The following is a 19,594-nucleotide window of genomic DNA, read 5'->3' on the forward strand; positions in this document are numbered from 1 at the left end:
TTGTCGTCGGTCCAGTGAGGAGAGAAGACACATGGCAAACCATTTGAGTAACGACTTTCAGTTCATCGATGTCGGGCGGCGCGATCCGCAAAAAAAGGACGCGCGCAGCCGGGCGAAGGAATTCGCCGAGATCTACGAGCCTTACAAGCCCAGCGAGGCGGCCAGTCAGGCGCACCGTTGCCTGCATTGCGGCAATCCGTACTGCGAGTGGAAGTGTCCGGTTCACAACTACATTCCCAACTGGCTCAAGCTGGTCAGCGAGGGAAACATTCTCGAGGCGGCAGAGATGTCGCACCGGACCAATTCGCTGCCGGAGGTTTGCGGCCGAGTCTGTCCGCAGGACCGGCTGTGCGAGGGGGACTGCACGCTGAACGATGGCTTCGGTGCCGTCACCATCGGCTCGGTGGAGAAGTACATCACCGATACCGCCTTTGCCATGGGGTGGCGCCCGGACATGTCCAAGGTGGTCATGACCAATAAGCGCGTGGCCGTGATCGGTGCCGGGCCGGCCGGACTGGGCTGTGCCGACGTGCTGGTGCGTAACGGCGTCAAGCCGGTGGTGTTCGACCGCTATCCGGAAATCGGTGGCCTGCTGACCTTCGGTATTCCCGAGTTCAAGCTCGAGAAGCATGTGATGGAGCGACGTCGCGCGGTGTTCGAAGAGATGGGGGTCGAGTTCCGGCTCAACTCCGAGATTGGTCGCGATATCACCTTCGACCAGCTCAGCGACGAGTTCGACGCGGTATTCCTCGGCATGGGCACCTACAAGTACATGGTTGGCGGCTTCCCGGGCGAGGATATGGACGGTGTCTACAAGGCGCTGGACTTTCTGATCGCCAATGCCAACCACCACATGGGCTTCGAGAAGGATCCGGCCGATTACGTCTCGATGGCCGGCAAGCGGGTGGTCGTGCTCGGCGGTGGCGATACCGCGATGGACTGCAATCGCACCTCGATCCGCCAGGGCGCGGCCAGCGTGACCTGCGCCTATCGTCGCGACGAGGAGAACATGCCGGGTTCCAAGCGCGAGGTGGCCAATGCACGCGAGGAGGGCGTCGAGTTCCTGTTCAACCGTCAGCCGGTCGCAATTGTCGGCGAGGACAAGGTCGAGGGCGTCAAGCTGGTGCGTACCCGCATGGGCGAGCCGGACGACAAGGGGCGCCGCAGTGCGGAAGTGGTGCCGGGCTCGGAGGAAATCCTGGCCTGCGATGCAGTGATCATCGCCTTCGGTTTTCAACCCAGCGAGATCGAGTGGTTCGATACCCATCAGATCGAGGTCGACGAGCGTGGCCGTGTGCTGGCCCCGGAAATTCCGGCACAGATGGAGCGCTTCGCCTATCAGACCAGCAATGAAAAAGTGTTTGCTGGCGGCGATATGGTACGTGGCTCCGACCTGGTCGTGACCGCCGTCTATGAAGGGCGGCAGGCGGCGGAGGGCATTCTGGACTTTCTCAAGGTGTAGATCCCTGGCCCGTCCGCGGAATTAGGCCAAACCGATGGGCGTATCGACGGCAGCGTCGACACCGGTCGGTGGTTGCCATCCGCTGCCTCCAGCGGTGGTATAACGCCGAGAGAGTCTTTACAGTGGCGCGCTCGTCACGAACCGCAATTCTCAGAAGGTCACATCATGATCAGGCTTGAACGCAACATTCTCGACCAGGCAAACACCCACCTGCGAGCGCTGGAAGATCATGTGCTGGATCAGGACGGCGGCCATCAGGCCATCATGATCAGTGGGCAACTCAAGGCACTGTTTTCCCTGGCCAAGCTCCGAGACAGCGGAATGTCGGACGAGTGCGCCGGGATGCTCGAGGAGATCGAGCGACGCGCCAATATTCTGGTATCGCGCTTGCCGGAGTGAGTTTCACTCTATACCGAAGCGGCCAACGCAGTGGCCGCATCGAGAAAAGCGCCAGCGTAACCGTTGGCGCTTTTTTTGTCGGTCCGAGGTGCCACCGGGATGTCGGGAAGCATCCATTCGACGCTGACGGTAGAATGCGCGTCGAGCCGTCGATTCGTCGGCCACGCTGACAACAATCGCTTTCGCGCGGTCGAACGCCGCTGGCGCCGCCCGACCACTGCTTTGGAGAACAAACCCGATGTCATCCTGGTTCCCCCGCTGGCGGCGCGTCGATGCCGTTCGCCACCAAGGCCTGATCGCGCCCGACGAGACGCTGCCGCCGGCGCAGACGTTGCTGATGGGTATTCAGCACGCCGTGGCGATGTTTGGCTCCACCGTGCTGGCACCCCTGCTGATGGGTTTCGATCCCAATCTGGCCATTCTGATGTCGGGGATCGGTACGCTGCTGTTCTTCGTGGTGGTCGGCGGTCGGGTGCCCAGCTATCTGGGCTCGAGCTTTGCCTTCATCGGCGTGGTGATCGCTGCCACCGGGTACGCCGGCAGCGGTGGCAATCCTTCCATCGGCCTGGCGCTGGGGGGCATCATTGCCTGTGGCGCGATCTACACGCTCATTGGCATGTTGGTCATGGCGCTGGGCACGCGCTGGATCGAGTACCTGCTGCCGCCGGTGGTAACGGGGGCGATCGTGATGACCATCGGCCTCAATCTGGCCCCGGTGGCGGTCTCCAGCGTGAAGGATTCCAATTTCGACGCGGCGATGGCGCTGGTGACCATCCTCTGTGTCGGCCTGGCCGCGGTGCTGACCCGCGGCATGCTCCAGCGGCTGTTGATCCTGGTCGGTCTGGTCGCGGCCTACGCCATCTATGCGCTGGTCACCAACGGCCTGGGCTGGGGAGCGCCGATCGATTTCTCGGCGATCGGCGCGGCCGACTGGTTCGGGATGCCCGCTTTCACGGCGCCGACGTTCAGTCCCCATGCGATCGTGCTGATCGCCCCGGTCGCGATCATCCTGGTGGCGGAGAACCTCGGCCACATCAAGGCGGTGGGGGCGATGACCGGACGCGATCTCGACCCCTACATCGGCCGGGCTTTCGTCGGTGACGGACTGGCGACGATGGTGTCCGGTGCGTCCGGCGGCACTGGCGTAACCACCTATGCCGAGAACATCGGTGTGATGGCGGTGACCCGGGTCTATTCGACGCTGATCTTCGTCGCTGCCGCCGGATTTGCCATTCTGCTCGGCTTCTCGCCGCGTTTCGGGGCGTTGATCCAGACCATCCCCGGTCCGGTGCTGGCCGGCACTTCGATCGTGGTGTTCGGTCTGATCGCGGTGGCCGGCGCCCGTATCTGGATACAGAACGATGTCGATCTGGGTGACAATACCAATCTGATCGTGGCGGCGGTGACGCTGGTGCTGGGCGCGGGCAATTTCTCCATCGACTTCGGCGGTTTCACGCTCGACGGTATCGGGACTGCCACCTTCGGTGCGATTCTTCTGCATCTCATTCTGCGTCGTGGCGCCGGACGCAGGCGGGGCATTGCCGGGTGATGCCGATCCGGGCTTCGTTTCAAGTCCGTTGAACGTTAGTCTTGGGTGGCCACGGATCAGAGCCGTAGCGTCACCCGTGTCATCCCGAACCCTTTCGATCGCGTCCGAGTATAGAGCCCCCAATGAGCGAGTCGCAGTCCAGCGAGACCCATCCCGGCGAACAGGTTTCCACGCCGAAGTCGATCGCCATGACCCGCGAGGTGCTGGAGCAGGACCTGATTCGCCGTCACTTCGAGCACGTCTATCCCGAGGTGGCGTTGAAGAGCCATCAGGAGCTGCGCAGTTCGATCCAGCACGTTCTGGCCACGGCCCCGCCCGGCATCCAGTTGCAGGACGGGGTGTATCTCTTCGCCTACGGCTCGTTGATCTGGAATCCGTGTGTCGAGGTCGCCGAGCGCCACACCTGCCGGCTCTACGGCTATCATCGCGACTTCTGCCTCAAGCTCGATCACGGCCGAGGCACTCCCGAGACCCCCGGGCTGATGCTGGCGCTGGCGCCGGGCGGCTCCTGCCATGGGGTGGCGCTGCGCGTTCCCGGCGACAATCTCGAGCGTGAACTGACGCTGGTTTGGCGGCGCGAGATGCTGACCGGCGCCTATCGGCCACGCTGGACCAAGCTGAAGACGGACGTCGGCCCGATCTGGGGTGTCGCTTTCGTGATCAACCCGCATCACGAGCGTTATATCGGCCGCCAGCCCGACGAGACGGTGGTGCACCTACTACGTACCGGCCGCGGCGTGCTGGGATCCTGCCGCGAGTATCTCGACAACACGGTGGGCGATCTTCACGCGCTCGGCATCCGGGACCGGCGTCTGGAGTCGTTGCAGCGCGCCGTCGCAAGCTGATCCGCCTCAGGTCATGACGACCGCGCGAGCCAAAATTGAGCCTTTCGAACGAGTCTGGTAATCTGACGTCCCATCCTGGCCCGACTTTCTCCCCCGGGTCTTTTCTCACGAGCTTCACGACCACGATTCGACAGGTTTTCCATGACACGATATATCTTCGTGACCGGCGGCGTTGTGTCCTCACTGGGCAAGGGCATTGCGTCCGCTTCGCTGGCTGCGATTCTCGAGGCACGCGGCCTCAAGGTCACCATCCTCAAGCTGGATCCGTACATCAATGTCGATCCGGGCACCATGAGCCCGTTTCAGCATGGCGAAGTGTTCGTCACCGAGGATGGCGCGGAAACCGATCTTGACCTGGGCCACTACGAGCGCTTCATCCGGACCAAGATGACCCAGAGCAACAACTTCACCACCGGCCGGGTCTACGAGCACGTGCTCCGCAAGGAGCGCCGGGGTGATTATCTCGGCGGTACGGTGCAGGTGATTCCGCACATCACCGACGAGATCAAGCATCGCGTGGTCAAGGGGGGGGAAGGATACGACGTGGCGCTGGTGGAGATCGGCGGCACGGTCGGCGATATCGAATCGCTGCCGTTTCTGGAGTCGATTCGTCAGTTGCGCAGCGAAGTCGGCGCCAATCGCGCTTTGTTCATGCACCTGACGCTGGTGCCCTACATCAAGACCGCCGGCGAGACCAAGACCAAACCGACCCAGCACAGCGTCAAGGAGCTGCGCTCGATCGGCATCCAGCCGGATATTCTGATCTGCCGCAGCGAGGTCGAACTCGAGGAGAGCGAACGGCGCAAGATCGCGTTGTTCACCAACGTCGAAGAGCGTGCCGTCATCCCGCTGCAGGATGCCGACACCATTTATCGCATCCCGCTGATGCTCCACGAGCAGGGACTCGACGACATCGTCTGCGACAAGTTTCGTCTCGACGCGCCGCAGGCGGACCTGGCCGAGTGGATCCACGTGCTCGATGCCAAGCTCAACCCGCTCAAGACGATCAATATCGCCATGGTCGGGAAGTACATGGAGCTGCTCGACGCCTACAAGTCGCTAAACGAAGCGCTGATTCACGCCGGCATCCAGACGCGAGTGAAGGTCAATGTCGAGTACATCGATTCCGAACTGATCGAACGTCACGGCACCGAGCGTCTGGCCGGCAAGGATGCCATTCTGGTTCCCGGTGGTTTCGGCGAGCGGGGCGTGGAAGGCAAGATCCAGACCGCCCGCTTTGCCCGCGAGAACGACGTTCCCTACCTGGGTATCTGTCTCGGCATGCAGGTGGCCGTGATCGAGTTCGCGCGCCACGTGGCGGGGTGGGATGATGCCAACTCCACCGAATTCACCCGCGAGACGCAGCATCCGGTGGTCGGCCTGATCACCGAATGGATCAACCCGGAAGGGCAGATCGAGCTGCGCGACGAGGCCTCCGATCTGGGTGGTACCATGCGCCTGGGTGGCCAGGAATGTCGGCTCAAGCCTGGCTCCAGAGCCCATGAAGTCTATGGGTTGGATACGATCACCGAACGTCACCGGCATCGCTTCGAGGTCAACGAGCAGTTCGTGGAGCAGCTCGAAACTGCGGGTCTGGTCGTTTCGGGCAAGAGCGGCGATCAGTCGCTGGTCGAGATGATCGAACTGCCGGACCACCCCTGGTTCGTGGCGTGTCAGTTTCATCCCGAGTTCACCTCGACACCGCGCGACGGGCATCCGCTGTTCACCGGCTTCGTCAACGCGGCGCTGGAGCACAAGGCGCAGCGCCAGCGTCAGCATGGCATGGCGCATCAGGAGTGATCGAGCGATGACAGCGGGGGATGAAGCGATTCATCCCCCGCTGTCGTTGCAGACGCTGGACCTGGGATGCCTACGCTGGCTAAGCTCCGGAACTGCTAACATGATTGAATCACCGCGCTCGGCACCTGCATGCCAAGGACCGAGCGCTTCACCCTCGATCATTGATTTTTCAACCGACAGGACGATGTAACATGGCTGAGATCGTTGATATCCGCGCCCTCGAAGTGCTCGATTCCCGTGGCAACCCCACCGTACAGGCGCAGGTCACACTGAGTGGTGGCATCACGGGCAGCGCGTGCGCGCCCAGCGGCGCTTCCACCGGTTCTCGTGAAGCGCTGGAACTGCGCGATGGCGACAAGTCACGCTATCTGGGTAAGGGCGTGCTGAAGGCCGTCGATGCCGTCAACGGCAAGATTCGCGAGCGTCTGGTGGGAATGGATGCCAGCGATCAGCGTGCGCTCGACGACGCCATGCTGGCCTTGGACGGGACCGATAACAAGGCGAGTCTCGGCGCTAATGCGATACTTGCGGTTTCCTTGGCTGCCGCCAAGGCGGCAGCAACCGAAAAGGGCGTGCCGCTCTACGCGCACATTGCCGAACTCTACGGCCAGCCGGGCCAGTACACCATGCCGGTGCCGATGATGAACATCATCAACGGTGGTGAGCACGCCGACAACAACGTCGACATTCAGGAGTTCATGATCCAGCCGGTCGGCGCCGCCAATTTCCGTGAAGCGCTGCGCATGGGCGCCGAAATCTTCCACTCGTTGAAGAAGGTACTCGCTGCCAAGGGGCTTTCCACCTCGGTCGGTGACGAAGGCGGCTTTGCACCGAACCTGGCGTCCAACGCCGAAGCGCTGGCGGTCATCAAACAGGCCGTCAGCGACGCTGGCTATACCTTGGGCGATGACGTCACGCTGGCGCTCGATTGCGCCTCCAGCGAGTTCTTCAAGGATGGCACCTACGACCTAGCCGGCGAGGGAAAGCAGTACGATGCAGCCGGCTTCACCGACTACCTGGCCGATCTCTGCGATCAGTACCCGATCGTCTCCATCGAGGACGGCATGGACGAGTCGGACTGGGATGGCTGGAAGGCGCTGACCGAGAAGCTGGGCGACAAGGTCCAACTGGTCGGCGACGACCTGTTCGTCACCAACACCAAGATCCTGAAGCGTGGCATCGACGAGCAGATCGGCAACTCGATTCTGATCAAGTTCAACCAGATCGGCTCGCTTTCCGAGACCCTGGACGCGATCAGGATGGCCCAGGATGCCGGTTTCACCGCGGTGATCTCGCATCGCAGCGGTGAAACCGAAGACACCACCATCGCCGATCTCGCCGTGGGCACCGCCGCCGGCCAGATCAAGACCGGCTCACTGTGCCGCTCCGACCGTGTCGCCAAGTACAACCGTCTGCTGGTGATCGAGCAGGAGTTGGGTGGCAAGGTGAGCTATCCGGGGTTGAAGGCCATTAAAGGGCAGTAGCGTTTTGCTGCGCGTCGGCCAGACCGCGTTAAAATCGGCCTTAGAATGCTCATTTACAACTGCGTAAACTGCGCTTCTGCGGCCGCTTTTGCCTTGTCTGTCTCTAGCTCGCTAAGACGCTAGGAGGTAATGCTGCGCCAATGCTACGGCACTGAAACGCAAGAAGGCCGCTCACCGAGCGGCCTTCTTGCGTTTGATACTGGAGCCAGACCAATGGCGGGATCAGCGCTCCAGAAGCTCGATCTTGTTGGGCTTGCCGTCCCACTCCTTGGCATCTTCCGGCGGATCCTTCTGCTCGGCGATGTTGGGCCACACCTCGGCCAACTCGGCGTTGAGCTCGATGAACTGCTGCTGGCCGTCAGGTAGCTCGTCTTCCGAGAAGATCGCTTCGGCGGGGCACTCCGGCTCGCACAGTGCGCAATCGATGCACTCGTCGGGGTGAATGACGAGGAAATTGGGCCCCTCGTAGAAACAGTCCACCGGGCAGACTTCGACGCAGTCGGTGTATTTGCACTTGATGCAGTTCTCGGTGACGACGAACGTCATGGGTGTTCTCTCCTGATTGACGGCCCGGCCAGGTAACTGGTGTTGTCGCAGCCCTATGTCACAGCCCTTGGTCACGGTCTAAGCGGATTTAAAGATGTTCTTGAAATCACCGCTTCCACGATGCCGCCGCGTGCTGTTCGAATGGCGCCATATTTTAGGCGGCTGGCGCTAGCTCCGGCAAGCGACCACGTGGAACATCGAGGAATGGCGTTATAGCTTCAATGCCGCTCAGCGTTGATCGCGCCAGGAATAGAGAAGCTCCAGCGCCGCCCGGGGTGTCAGCGAGTCGATATCCAGCGTCTCCAGTGCCTCGAGTATCGGATGCGGTGTCGCGGCGAACAGATCCGCCTGCTGTGGTCCCGTGGGCCGAACGCGTTCGTCGGACGCCACCGGCATGGCGGCAGGCTGCTCGAGACTGGCAAGCTTGTCGCGGGCGCGGGTGATCACGGTCTGGGGCACACCGGCGAGCTGGGCGACCTGCAAGCCATAGCTCTGGCTGGCCGGCCCGTCCTCGACGCGGTGCATGAAGACGATCCCGTCGCGATGCTCCGCTGCGGTCAGGTGGACGTTGGCCACCGTCTCCTGCTGGTCGGCCAGCGCGGTCATCTCGAAGTAGTGGGTGGCGAACAGCGTGAATGCCCGCTGGGCGGCGAGGTGCTCGGCGCTCGCCCAGGCCAGCGAGAGGCCATCGAAGGTGCTGGTACCGCGGCCGATCTCGTCCATCAGCACCAGGCTTTCGGCGGTGGCGTTGTGGAGAATGCTGGCGGTTTCGGTCATTTCCACCATGAAGGTGGAGCGTCCGCCGGCGAGGTCGTCGCTGGAGCCGATACGGGTGAAGATCCGGTCCACCGGACCTATCTCGGCGCTATCCGCCGGCACGAAGCTGCCGGTGTGGGCGAGCAGGGCGATCAACGCCGCCTGGCGCATGTAGGTCGACTTGCCCCCCATGTTGGGGCCGGTGATCACCAGCATGCGACGGTTCTCGTCGAGGATCAGGTCGTTGGGCACGAAAGGATGCTGACTGACGTGTTCCACGACCGGGTGGCGACCGCCGATAATGTTGAATCCGGGGGTCTCCGATAGCTGCGGGCGCACGAAATCGAGATGCTGGGCGCGTTCGGCGAAGGCACAGAGCACGTCGAGCGCGCCCAGCGAACGACCGGTGGCCTGCAGCGCGTCGAGATCGGCATTGAGCGTGTCGATCAGGCTTTCGTAGAGCAGCTTTTCCCGCGCCAGCGCGCGAGACTTGGCGGACAGCGCCTTGTCCTCGAACTCCTTGAGTTCGGGGATAATGAAGCGCTCGGCATTCTTCAGCGTCTGGCGGCGGATATAGTCCGCCGGCACCTCGCGAGCCTGGGCGCGCGGTATTTCGATGTAGTAGCCGTGGACCCGGTTGTAGCCGACCTTGAGGCCCGGCAGACCGGTACGTTCGCGCTCACGAAGCTCGAGCTGGATCAGATAGTCGCCGGCGTGTTCGGCCAGCCCGCGGTACTCGTCGAGCTCGGCATCGAAGCCTTCGCGGATGACACCGCCGTCCCGGATTACCACCGGTGGGTTGTCGATCAGCGCCTGGGTCAGGGTGTCGGCCAGTTCGGGATAGGGGTGGATATGGCGGGCGAGGTCGTCCAGTGCGCTCTCGCCTTCGATACGCTCGAGATCTGCCTGCAGCGTCGGCAGCACGTTGAGCGCGTCGCGCAGGCGGGCCAGATCCCGGGGACGGGCGCTGCGCAGTGCCACCCGCGCCAGTATCCGCTCGACATCGCCCACCTCGCTGAGCGGCTCGCGGATCAGCAGGTACTGGTCCGCGTCGAGCAGCAACTGCACCGCTGCCTGGCGGGCGCCGACCTGATGCCGGTCACGCAGGGGCCGATTGAGCCAGCGCTTGAGTAGACGCGATCCCATCGGCGTGACGGTCGTGTCGAGCACGCTGGCCAGAGTGTTGTCACCACTGCCGCCGAGGTTGATGTCGATCTCGAGATTGCGTCGGCTGGCGGCATCGATCACCACCGATTCGTCACGGCTCTCGACGCTCAGCGCAGTGACATGGGGCAGTCGGGAACGCTGGGTGTCCCTGGCGTAGTCGATCAGCACGCCGGCGGCGACCAGCGCGGTTTCGAGATGGGTGCAACCGAAGCCCCTGAGATCGGCGACCTCGAACTGGTCGCACAGCAGACGGTTGGCGGTCTCCAGGTCGAAATGCCAGTCGTTCTGGCGTTTCAGGCCGGTCCGCTCCACCAGCGACGGCGAGAGATCGAGGCTTTCGGCGACCAGTAGCTCCGCGGGCTGCAGGCGATGGATCTCGGCCAGCATGTCCGCCTCGCCGTCGATCTCGAGTACGCTGAAGCGGCCGCTGGAGAGTTCCAGCCAGGCGATACCCCAGCGTTCGCCGGTGCTATGGAGGGCCACCAGCAGGTTGTCGCGGCTGGCATCGAGCAGGGCTTCGTCGAGCAGCGTTCCCGGTGTGACGATGCGCACGACGCGACGTTCCACCGGCCCCTTGGCCGTGCTCGGATCGCCGATCTGTTCGCAGATGGCCACCGACTGGCCGGATTTGACCAGTCGCGCCAGGTAGGACTCGACGCTGTGGTAGGGGATGCCCGCCATGGGGATCGGTTTGCCGGCCGACTGCCCACGGGCCGTCAGCGTGATGTCGAGCAGTTGCGATGCACGCTTGGCATCGTCGTAGAAAAGCTCGTAGAAATCACCCATCCGGTAGAAGAGCAGTACATCCGGATGCTCGCGCTTGATCTTGAGGTACTGCGCCATCATCGGCGTATGCTGGGTGCTCTTGCTGGAGGCCGCGTCCTGCATGGTGTCTCGGAAGCTCCGTCGATTCTTGGGACACAGAGGGGCATCGGAATGCCGGGTCGTACGGTGAAGGGCAAGGTTACCACGCGGTGGCTGGGTCCGGCACGGCGCGAGGTGACGGTCGCCTTAGAGGGGATCATGCCTCAGGTGTAGTGATTTCAGCCTGAGTGCCCGTCGATAACTCGTTACAGTGTGTGAAATCGGTACTCGAGGACTCCCAATATGGCCCGGTTGGTGCTCAACCACCTCAGCGATTCCACGTATCGCCTGTTGGCCATCGAAGCCAACAAGCGTAACGTCAATCTCAGCGAACTCGCCGTCGTGCTGCTGGAGATCGCCGTTGCCGAACTGGCGGCGCGTCATCCGGCGGTGATTCCTTCAGCCCGGGATCCCCGCGAACCGGATTGACCCGCCTCCCGCCATCGTCGTCCTCCCGCCAGGGCGCGCTCGTCCCGCGATACGCAGGCGTCCCCGCCGTGTCCCCTCGGCGATTGCACGAACCACGATTCTCCGCATACTGGGTGGCGATCGGTTTCTCCATCGGCTCTGCACCCGCCGTCACCCGGGGAGCGGCAGCCGACGGGTAGAGTGATCCCTGAAAGAGGAAGTTGCCCATGACGAACGACTCCACATCGCCTCTGGACGCCGAATCGGATTGCGAGGCGCTCTCCCGGCGCCTGGGAGAGGCCTGTCTGGCGCTGGGTGTCCGGCTGACCACCGCGGAATCCTGTACCGGGGGTGGCGTCGCCAGCGCCATCACGGCGATCGCCGGCAGCTCCGCCTACTTCGAGACCGGTTACGTGACCTACGCCAATGCCGCCAAGCAGCGCCTGCTGGGGGTGTCGCGGGCCACACTGGAGGCCCATGGCGCGGTCAGCGAGGAGACCGTCAGGGAGATGGTCATCGGTGCCTGTCGCGATAGCGGGGCCGAGCTCGGTGTCGCGGTCAGCGGCGTTGCCGGTCCGGCCGGGGGCAGTCCCGACAAGCCCGTGGGTACGGTGTGGTTCGCCTGGGGCAACCAACACCATCAACGCGTGCAGCGTCATCACCTGCCGGGCGACCGTCGGCGGGTCCGAGAGTTGGCGGTTGCCGTGGCGCTGTCGGGACTGATTGAATCGCTGGCGAAAAGCCGGCCCGGCAGAGCCCCTCTACAATGACAAAGGAGTCGGCGTCCGGGGCTCCGCGACGGCAGGATTGAAAATCTTCGGCGGGGGATAGGCGGGAGCGCTTTTTTTCGCCATACTACTGTCTAACCATACAGTACGTGAGCCGAGCGCTGCGACCGGCGCTGCTTCGTCTCACTTCGTGCATCCATAGGAGACGTTCATGGCACAGGACGAAAACCGCAGCAAGGCACTCAATGCGGCACTGTCACAGATCGATCGTCAATTCGGCAAAGGCACCGTGATGCGCTTGGGCGATACCCCGCGTACCGCGATTCCGGTGGTGTCGACGGGGTCTCTGGGCCTGGATATCGCACTGGGTGTCGGCGGGTTGCCTTACGGTCGTGTCGTCGAGATCTTTGGTCCGGAGTCCTCGGGCAAGACCACGCTGACCCTGTCGGTGATCGCCCAGGCCCAGAAGGATGGCAAGACCTGCGCCTTTGTCGATGCCGAGCACGCGCTCGACCCGAGCTATGCCGAAAAACTCGGTGTCGATCTCGACGAACTGCTGGTTTCCCAGCCCGACACGGGCGAGCAAGCACTCGAGATCTGCGACATGCTGGTGCGCTCCGGTGGCGTCGATGTCATCATCATCGATTCCGTGGCGGCGCTGACGCCGCGCGCCGAAATCGAAGGGGAGATGGGCGATTCCCACGTCGGCCTCCAGGCGCGCCTGATGTCCCAGGCGCTGCGCAAGATCACCGGCAATATCAAGAACGCCAACTGCATGGTGGTGTTCATCAACCAGATTCGCATGAAGATCGGCGTGATGTTCGGCAGCCCCGAGACCACCACCGGTGGCAACGCGCTCAAGTTCTACTCCAGCGTGCGCCTCGATATTCGCCGTATCGGTTCGGTCAAGCAGGGCGACGAGGTCACCGGTAACGAAACCCGGGTCAAGGTGGTGAAGAACAAGGTGGCGCCGCCGTTCCGTCAGTCCGAGTTCCAGATCCTGTATGGCAAGGGTATCTACCATGCCGGCGAGGTTATCGATCTTGGCGTGCAGTGCAACCTGGTCGATAAGGCGGGGGCCTGGTACAGCTACAAGGGCAGCAAGATCGGCCAGGGCAAGGCCAACGCCGCGCAGTATCTCGAGGAGCACCCCGAGGTGATGGCCGAGATCGAAACGCAGATTCGGGCCCAGCTGCTCGCGGTGCCGGCGACCAAGGAGAAGGAACCCGAAGCGGCCGTCGCCGAAAACGACGATTCCGGCGATACGCTGCTGTAAGCCGCCACCTCTGGAGGGCGAGGGTATCGATGACTGAGCGCAACGGCGCCTTCTGCGGTGATGCCGCTTCTCGAGACGATGTATCCCGGGAGGTGTCCCCCCGAGACGTTGCCATTCGGTTCCTGGCCCGGCGCGAGTACTCCCGCGTCGAGCTGGAAACACGCATGAGCGCGAAGGGCCTGGAGAGCAAGGATATCCGGCAGGCCCTGGATGAACTGGCGAGGGAGGGGCTCCAGTCCGATGCGAGATTCGCCGAGGTCTTCGTCCGCTCGCGCATTGCGCAAGGGCAGGGCCCCGTCAAGATTCGAGTCGACATGGCACGGCGGGGAATCGATGAGTCGCTGATGTCGTCGGCTTTCGAGAGTGAGGCCCCCGACTGGGGGGATCTGGCGAGTCAGGCCCTCGCCAAGCGCTTCGACTCACCGGGTGCCACGCCCCGAGAGCGCGCCAAGCGAGAGCGCTTTCTGGCGGGACGTGGCTTCGAGTTCGAACAGGTTCGCTACGCCATGAGGCATGCCTGGCAGAACAATGCTCTGTGAACTCCCATCGTAGACTCCCATGCCAGCCCCTGGGTTTCCGGGCTTTTCCTCCTCTTGTGTCTGCAAGCCGGCAGCCCATCGGGGTACTGCAACCTTCTCTCCCGCATGACCCGAGTCACCGTTCAACCGTCTGAAGCGTGTGTGGAAGGGCCCTCCAGAGCGAGGTACAGACGCGCGCGACGCTCGTATTGCGGGCCGGTCACCTGTCGGTTGCCCACGAAGCGTGACGAGGATGTCGGGCAGGCGACAATGGTGTCGCACTCGACAGACTATTGGCCGACCACGTTATACTAATGCGCTTTGCGATGGCAGGAGAGGCGTTCACGGCGCCTTTTCATTGCCGGATTCTGCGTCGCCACGTGGTCTGCTAGCCGCCGTGGGCACGCCTATCGCCACGGATTGTTTATGAAAAGTGCAGATATCAGACAGGCTTTCCTGAGCTTCTTCGCGGAGCGCGGGCACACTATCGTACCTTCCGCCTCTCTGGTGCCGGAAAACGATCCCACGCTTCTCTTCACCAATGCCGGCATGGTGCCGTTCAAGGACGTGTTTCTGGGGCGAGATCCCCGTCCTTATATGCGCGCTACCTCGGCGCAGCGCTGCGTGCGCGCCGGTGGCAAGCACAACGATCTCGACAACGTCGGCTATACCGCTCGTCACCACACCTTCTTCGAGATGATGGGCAACTTCAGCTTCGGCGACTATTTCAAGGCCGACGCGATTCGTTACGCCTGGACCTTCATTACCGAAGTTCTGGCGTTACCCAAGGACAAGCTCTGGGTCACGGTCCATATCAGCGACGACGAAGCGGCCAGAATCTGGATTGACGATATTGGTGTCGACCCCGCGCGCTTGTCGCGCCTGGATGAAGACAACTTCTGGCAGATGGGCGATACCGGCCCCTGCGGCCCGTGTTCGGAGATCTTCTACGATCACGGCCCCGAGGTGTGGGGCGGCCCGCCGGGAAGCCCGGAAGAGGACGGGGATCGCTACATCGAGGTGTGGAACCTCGTTTTCATGCAGTTCGATCGCGACGCGTCCGGCAAGATGAACCCGCTGCCCAAGCCGTCGATCGATACCGGCATGGGGCTGGAGCGCATGGCCGCCGTGATGCAGGGCGTTCACTCCAACTATGAGATCGACCTGTTTCGGAATCTGCTGCTGGCCGCGGCCGACGTGACCGGCCACGCCGATATCAAGACGCCGTCGCTGCGGGTCATCGCCGATCATATCCGCTCCTGTGCCTTTCTGATCGTCGACGGGGTCCTGCCGTCCAACGAAGGGCGTGGCTATGTGCTGCGTCGCATTATCCGCCGTGCGGTACGTCATGGGCACAAGCTGGGCGCCAGCGAGCCGTTCTTCCACAAGTTGGTGGCGGCACTGGATGCCGAGATGGGCGAGGCCTACCCCGAGCTGCGTCAGACCCGCGATCAGATCGAGCGGGTATTGTTGAAGGAGGAGCAGCAGTTCGCGCGGACGCTGGATCACGGCATGAAGTTGCTCGAAGAGGCGCTCTCTGCGCTCGAAGACGACGTCCTGCCAGGCGAAACCATCTTCAAGCTCTATGACACCTACGGCTTCCCGTTCGACCTGACTGCCGACGTCTGTCGAGAGCGCGGCGTGACGCTGGACGAGGCAGGGTTCGAGCGCGAGCTGGAAGCGCAGCGCCAGCGAGCGCGTGCCGCGAGCCAGTTCGGCGGCGATTACGGTGCCGCGCTCGAGCTCGAGGGCAGCACCGAGTTTACCGGTTATGATCGGCTGGAGGATTCGTCGAAGGTAACGGCGATCGTCGATGAAGCGGGCAATGCGCTTTCGGCACTCGAGGAGGGCGAGAAGGGGGTGATCGTGCTGGATCGCACACCTTTCTATGCCGAGTCGGGCGGTCAGGTGGGCGATACCGGCTACCTCCAAACTGACGTTGGCCGCTTTCAGGTGACCAACACTCGCAAGCAGGCGGGGCATCATCTCCATGAAGGCGTGATGGTCGACGGGCGCGTGACTGTCGGCGAGATGCTCGCGCCACGGGTGGATCCCGCGCTGCGTCTGGCAACCATGCGCAACCACTCGGCGACCCACCTGCTCCATGAAGCCTTGCGGTTGACGCTCGGCGATCATGTCCAGCAGAAGGGCTCGCTGGTCAGCGCCGAACGTCTACGCTTCGATTTCAGTCATTTCGAGCCGCTCACGCCTGAGCAGCTGGCGCAGGTCGAGCGCATCGTCAATGCTCAGATCATGGCCAATGCGCCGACACGGACCGAACTGATGACGCTCGACGAGGCCAAGGCCAGGGGCGCCCGCGCCCTGTTCGAAGCCAAGTACCTCGATAGCGTGCGCGTGCTGACGATCGGCGCCGACGATTTCTCGATCGAGCTTTGCGGTGGGACGCACGTGGCCCGAAGCGGTGACATCGGACCGTTCCATATCGTCTCAGAGTCCGGCACCGCGGCGGGTGTGCGGCGTATCGAGGCGATCACCGGCGAGGCGGCGATGGCATGGTTCGACGCGCAAGAGCGTAACCTCAATACGGTCGGCGAGCGCCTGAAAGCCAGGCCGGAGCAGATCGTCGAGCGACTGGACGCCGTGCTCGAAAGACAGCGGGGGTTGGAAAAAGAGCTCGAGCGTCTCAAGGCCAAGCTGGCCAGCGCGGCGGGTAGCGATCTGCTCGGGAAGGCGCAGGAGGTCGAAGGGGTTCAGGTATTGGCGACCCAGCTCGAGGGGGTCTCCGGCAAGGACCTGCGGGGGCTGCACGACCAGCTCAAGCAGAAAATGGGGTCTGGCGTGCTGGTGCTGGCGACGGCCCAGGAAGGCAAGGTCAGCCTGATTGCTGGAGTGACCGACGACCTGGTCGCCAAGGTCAAGGCTGGCGAACTCGTCAACCACGTCGCTGCGCAGGTCGGTGGCAAGGGTGGCGGGCGCCCCGACATGGCTCAAGCTGGCGGCAGCGATCCGGCACGGCTGCCGGCGGCGTTGGAGAGCGTGCCAGCCTGGATTGCCGAGCGGCTGGCCTAAGCTCTGTCTGAAAAATCGACGAGCGATAGCCAGACAAGGCAAAAATTGGCGAAAAAGCGGAGTTTACGCGGGATAAATGAGCATTTTGAGTCGATTTTTAACGCCGTATGGATCAGCGCAGGCATTTTTCAGGCAAAGCGCAAATGCATTCACGATCGGCGCCAGCGCCGGTCGACAACGCTAGGGAGCATTGAGCAGACTCATGGCGCTATACGTACAGAAATTCGGAGGCACATCGGTCGGCTCGGTGGAGCGGATCAAGGCCGTGGCCGAGAAGGTCAAGCGTGATCGCGATGCCGGACACCGGGTCGTCGTCGTGGTATCGGCGATGAGCGGCGAGACCAATCGCCTCATCGGCCTGGCCAGTCAGATCAACGAGGATCCGACGCCGCGCGAGATGGACATGCTGGTCTCGACCGGGGAGCAGGTCACCATTTCGCTGCTGGCCATGGCCCTGCACCAGTTGGGTGTGCCGGCGACGTCCTACACCGGCGCCCAGGTGGGCATTCGCACCGACAGCGCGCATACCAAGGCACGCATCCAGCGTATCGAAACCGATGAACTCCAGGAGGATCTGGATGACGGCCAGGTGGTGGTCGTGGCGGGTTTCCAGGGTGTCGACGAGGAGGGCAACATCACTACCCTGGGGCGCGGCGGCTCGGACACCACCGGCGTTGCGCTGGCCGCGGCACTGAATGCGGACGAGTGCCAGATCTATACCGATGTGGACGGCGTTTACACCACGGACCCAAGGGTCTGCTCCAAGGCGCAGCGCCTGGAAAAGATCACGGTGGAAGAGATGCTTGAGCTGGCGAGCCTGGGCTCCAAGGTTCTCCAGATTCGGGCGGTGGAGTTCGCCGGCAAATACAACGTACCGTTACGCGTGCTCTCGAGTTTCGAGGAAGGCCCGGGCACGCTGATCGTGGCAGACGAGGAATTCGAATCGATGGAAGAACCGCTCATCTCCGGTATCGCTTTCACCGCGAACGAGGCCAAGCTCACGCTGCTCAACACGCCCGACGTTCCCGGCGTGGCTTCGAGAATTCTGGGTCCGATCGCCGATGCCAATATCGAAGTCGACATGATCGTCCAGAACGTGGCGCCGGCTGGCGACTACACCGACTTCACCTTCACCGTTGCCAAGGGCGACTACAAGCAGACCATGCGGATTCTGCAGAACGACGTCATCCCGGCCCTGGGCGGCGGCGACCTGCGGGGCGACGAGAACATCGCCAAGGTCTCTCTGGTCGGCGTCGGCATGCGTTCCCACGCCGGCGTCGCGTCCAAGATGTTCCGCGTTCTCTCCGAAGAAAATATCAACATTCGGATGGTTTCGACGTCGGAGATAAAGATCTCCGTCGTGATCGACGAGAAGGCGATGGAGCTCGCGGTGCGAGCGCTGCACACCGCCTTTGGCCTCGATAAGGACAGTATTCAAAGCGAATGATCGAAAACGCCTTCACGAATGGCCCAGGCGTTCTACGCTAAGGGGGAGTTGGAAGGAAGCGAAGGAAACCTGCGCTCTTTCAACGATGCCACGGGTCTTCATGGAATGGCGTCATTGGCCTGAGGGCCCGTATGACGCATAATCGCTCCTCGGGTGGCAGACCTGCCTTGCAGGAGGCCCGAGAGCTTGACCCGAGAATGGAAGAAGGCCCTGAGAAGGAGATCAGATAATGCTCATCCTGACCCGTCGCGTGGGAGAGACTCTCATGATCGGCGACGACATTACCGTCACGGTTCTGGGAGTGAAAGGGAATCAGGTGCGTATTGGCGTGAATGCGCCCAAGGATGTGGCCGTCCACCGTGAAGAGATCTATCAGCGCATCCAGCGTGAGAAATCCGAGGACGAAGACGGCGATCCTGGCGCGTGAGTGCTGGATAGGCGCTTTGGTACCGTCTGGGCTGGTGAAGTCGTCCCCTTTATCGGCTCGGGCTTTCTCTGGAACTCTCCTTCGCTCTTCCATACTCGCTCTGGTGGCGCCAGCCTTGCGGTAACTTCTTCATCCTCTAAGGTTTTTGGGAATTTTTTTTGGTCTATCGGCTGGACAAGGCCAAACGGAATCGGTAATCTACGCGCCGTGCTGATCGGGGAGAGGTGGCCGAGTGGCTGAAGGCGCTCCCCTGCTAAGGGAGTATAGGGTTTATAGCCCTATCGAGGGTTCGAATCCCTCCCTCTCCGCCATTTTCGCAAGCGCGAAAACACGATCAACACTGTGTGAAAGAAACGTGGATCAAGCGCCCGTAGCTCAGCTGGATAGAGTACCTGACTACGAATCAGGGGGTCGGAGGTTCGAATCCTCCCGGGCGCGCCATCCAGCGCAGGATTTTCCTCTAGTATCCCTCCGTGGATAGCCGAGTTTCAACTCTCCTAAGAGAACACTTCTCAAATTACCCAAATCCCTTGCACTCGTTCCATTCATTTTTTGGACGAGGTGCGGGTAAATGCGTGTTCTTGCAACGGTTTGTTCCAAAGGCGGCGTCGGTAAAACCACCGTCACGGCCAATCTAGGCGGCCTGCTGGCCGATGCCGGGTTCCGGGTACTGCTTATCGACCTGGACTCCCAGCCAACCCTCTCTTCCTACTACGACATCACGGATACGGCACCGGGTGGGGCCTACGAGCTGCTCGCCACCGACCTGGTCGATCTCGACCAGATCATCTCCCGTACCGCGATCTCCAACCTCGATATCATTGTATCGAACGACCACCAGAGTCAGTTGCAGCAATTGCTGCTCAACGCCCCCAATGGTCGCTTCCG

At 62.4% G+C, this 19,594-nt stretch carries 16 protein-coding genes and 2 tRNA genes; 16 read left to right on the top strand and 2 right to left on the bottom strand.

Annotation, left to right across the window (positions count from 1 at the left end; genetic code table 11):
* Positions 1-31 precede the first annotated feature (31 nt).
* From F0A16_RS06410 to eno, 6 genes are all read left to right on the top strand, one after another.
* Positions 32-1,462: an FAD-dependent oxidoreductase gene (locus F0A16_RS06410; protein ID WP_149434531.1), complete on the top strand. Its 1,431-nt coding sequence runs from the start codon at positions 32-34 to the stop codon at positions 1,460-1,462.
* A gap of 165 nt (positions 1,463-1,627) precedes the next feature.
* Positions 1,628-1,861 carry a hypothetical protein gene (locus F0A16_RS06415; RefSeq protein WP_149434532.1) on the top strand — a complete coding sequence of 78 codons (234 nt, stop codon included), beginning with the start codon at positions 1,628-1,630 and terminating at the stop codon, positions 1,859-1,861.
* A 238-nt stretch (positions 1,862-2,099) separates the two neighbouring features.
* The gene (locus tag F0A16_RS06420; protein WP_149434533.1) at positions 2,100-3,410 is read left to right on the top strand and encodes a solute carrier family 23 protein; all 1,311 of its coding nucleotides are present in this window, start codon (positions 2,100-2,102) and stop codon (positions 3,408-3,410) included.
* Positions 3,411-3,532: 122 nt separating this feature from the next.
* Positions 3,533-4,255, top strand: coding sequence for a gamma-glutamylcyclotransferase (locus tag F0A16_RS06425; protein ID WP_149434534.1), 723 nt, complete (start codon positions 3,533-3,535; stop codon positions 4,253-4,255).
* 141 nt (positions 4,256-4,396) lie between these two features.
* Complete coding sequence (locus F0A16_RS06430; RefSeq protein WP_149434535.1) at positions 4,397-6,055, top strand: CTP synthase; 1,659 nt, start codon at positions 4,397-4,399, stop codon at positions 6,053-6,055.
* A gap of 191 nt (positions 6,056-6,246) precedes the next feature.
* A complete protein-coding gene (eno, locus tag F0A16_RS06435; RefSeq protein WP_149434536.1) occupies positions 6,247-7,539 on the top strand; it encodes a phosphopyruvate hydratase in 1,293 nt (430 codons plus the stop codon).
* Positions 7,540-7,761: 222 nt separating this feature from the next.
* Here the strand turns inward: eno and fdxA are convergent, their stop codons facing one another.
* Together fdxA and mutS are read right to left on the bottom strand one after the other, a co-directional pair.
* Positions 7,762-8,085: a ferredoxin FdxA gene (gene fdxA, locus F0A16_RS06440; protein WP_149434537.1), complete on the bottom strand. Its 324-nt coding sequence runs from the start codon at positions 8,083-8,085 to the stop codon at positions 7,762-7,764.
* A gap of 228 nt (positions 8,086-8,313) precedes the next feature.
* Positions 8,314-10,896, bottom strand: a complete 2,583-nt coding sequence (gene mutS, locus F0A16_RS06445) for a DNA mismatch repair protein MutS (protein ID WP_149434538.1) — start codon at positions 10,894-10,896, stop codon at positions 8,314-8,316.
* Positions 10,897-11,115: 219 nt separating this feature from the next.
* Here mutS and F0A16_RS06450 point away from each other — a divergent pair, with 219 nt between their 5' ends.
* The 10 genes from F0A16_RS06450 to F0A16_RS06495 form a co-directional block, all read left to right on the top strand.
* Positions 11,116-11,301: a hypothetical protein gene (locus tag F0A16_RS06450; protein ID WP_149434539.1), complete on the top strand. Its 186-nt coding sequence runs from the start codon at positions 11,116-11,118 to the stop codon at positions 11,299-11,301.
* A 206-nt stretch (positions 11,302-11,507) separates the two neighbouring features.
* Positions 11,508-12,050, top strand: a complete 543-nt coding sequence (locus tag F0A16_RS06455) for a CinA family protein (RefSeq protein WP_149434540.1) — start codon at positions 11,508-11,510, stop codon at positions 12,048-12,050.
* A 169-nt stretch (positions 12,051-12,219) separates the two neighbouring features.
* Positions 12,220-13,284: a recombinase RecA gene (recA, locus tag F0A16_RS06460; RefSeq protein WP_149434541.1), complete on the top strand. Its 1,065-nt coding sequence runs from the start codon at positions 12,220-12,222 to the stop codon at positions 13,282-13,284.
* Positions 13,285-13,313: 29 nt separating this feature from the next.
* Entirely contained in the window at positions 13,314-13,823 is a 510-nt protein-coding gene (locus F0A16_RS06465; RefSeq protein WP_149434542.1) for a regulatory protein RecX, read from the top strand.
* 405 nt (positions 13,824-14,228) lie between these two features.
* Positions 14,229-16,832 (top strand): alanine--tRNA ligase, encoded by a 2,604-nt coding sequence (gene alaS / locus F0A16_RS06470; protein WP_149434543.1) that lies wholly within the window; start codon positions 14,229-14,231, stop codon positions 16,830-16,832.
* 202 nt (positions 16,833-17,034) lie between these two features.
* Entirely contained in the window at positions 17,035-18,279 is a 1,245-nt protein-coding gene (locus F0A16_RS06475) for an aspartate kinase (protein WP_149434544.1), read from the top strand.
* 229 nt (positions 18,280-18,508) lie between these two features.
* Positions 18,509-18,706 (top strand): carbon storage regulator CsrA, encoded by a 198-nt coding sequence (gene csrA / locus F0A16_RS06480; protein ID WP_075570877.1) that lies wholly within the window; start codon positions 18,509-18,511, stop codon positions 18,704-18,706.
* 218 nt (positions 18,707-18,924) lie between these two features.
* Positions 18,925-19,017: transfer RNA gene (locus tag F0A16_RS06485), tRNA-Ser, on the top strand.
* Positions 19,018-19,070: 53 nt separating this feature from the next.
* Positions 19,071-19,147 (top strand) — tRNA-Arg (locus F0A16_RS06490).
* A 130-nt stretch (positions 19,148-19,277) separates the two neighbouring features.
* Positions 19,278-19,594, top strand: a 317-nt coding sequence (locus F0A16_RS06495; RefSeq protein ID WP_149434545.1) for a ParA family protein, incomplete at its 3' end; no start/stop codon positions are given.

The organism is Salinicola corii, from assembly GCF_008298015.1.
In the GTDB taxonomy this organism is placed as follows: domain Bacteria; phylum Pseudomonadota; class Gammaproteobacteria; order Pseudomonadales; family Halomonadaceae; genus Salinicola; species Salinicola corii.